The organism is Cryobacterium sp. RTC2.1, from assembly GCF_035018685.1.
In the GTDB taxonomy this organism is placed as follows: Bacteria; Actinomycetota; Actinomycetes; order Actinomycetales; family Microbacteriaceae; genus Cryobacterium; species Cryobacterium glucosi.
In genome coordinates this window covers 1-680 of the sequence record NZ_JASJXJ010000336.1, presented here as the reverse complement: position 1 = coordinate 680, position 680 = coordinate 1, and the positions used below count along the sequence as shown (strand labels likewise).

At 71.8% G+C, this 680-nt stretch carries 1 protein-coding gene; it reads left to right on the top strand.

Features of this window, described 5'->3' with window-relative positions; translation table 11 throughout:
- Positions 1–38: 38 nt before the first annotated feature.
- On the top strand, positions 39–680 hold a 642-nt coding region (locus tag QN357_RS19165), incomplete at its 3' end, for a DUF222 domain-containing protein (RefSeq protein WP_323505421.1).

Here is a 680-nt window from a genome sequence, read left to right as displayed (position 1 = left end):
GTCTCGCATTCGTGTTCGATTCGGGGTAGAATCGGGGTATGGCAGGAGCTTCCGATCCCCAGTCACACACCCCGCAGTCACCCGGTTCCGGGGCTGCGGGGCACCAGCCCACCGCAGCGGGCGACCAGCTGGCCCCATCGGCGGAGTCGGCCCATCCGGTTGCGGTTGCCGAGGGTTTCGAGGGCGCGGAGGGTCTGGCCGGTTCGGTGCCGTCGGTGCATGCGGATGCTGTCGCAAGGCTCGCCGGAGCCCGGGCGGCTCTCGCGGAGGCTCTGGCTGCGATTCCGGTGGGGTTGCTCAGTGATGCGGAAGCGGTCACTGCTCTGAAGGAAGTGGAGGCCATCGGGCGCACGGTGGACGCGGCCCGGGTGAACACGGCGACGGATGCGGACCGGCGGGCCCGGGTCCTCGGCCGGGAGGGCCTGGCCTGGCGGATGGGCTGCACGGGCCCGTGGGATGTCCTCACCCGGGTGACACGGGTCTCGGCCCGGGAGGTCAAACGCCGCACGAAGCTCGGCGACGCGGTGTTGCCGCGGCCGTGCGGCGGGAGCAGCTGGTTACCGCCCTTGTTCCCGACCGTCGGGGCCGCCCTGGCAGCGGGGCAGATCGGGGTGGAGACGGCGGAGTTGATCGTGGCCGGGCTGCAGGTGATCAGTCACCGGGTGGCGCCGGATGACCTG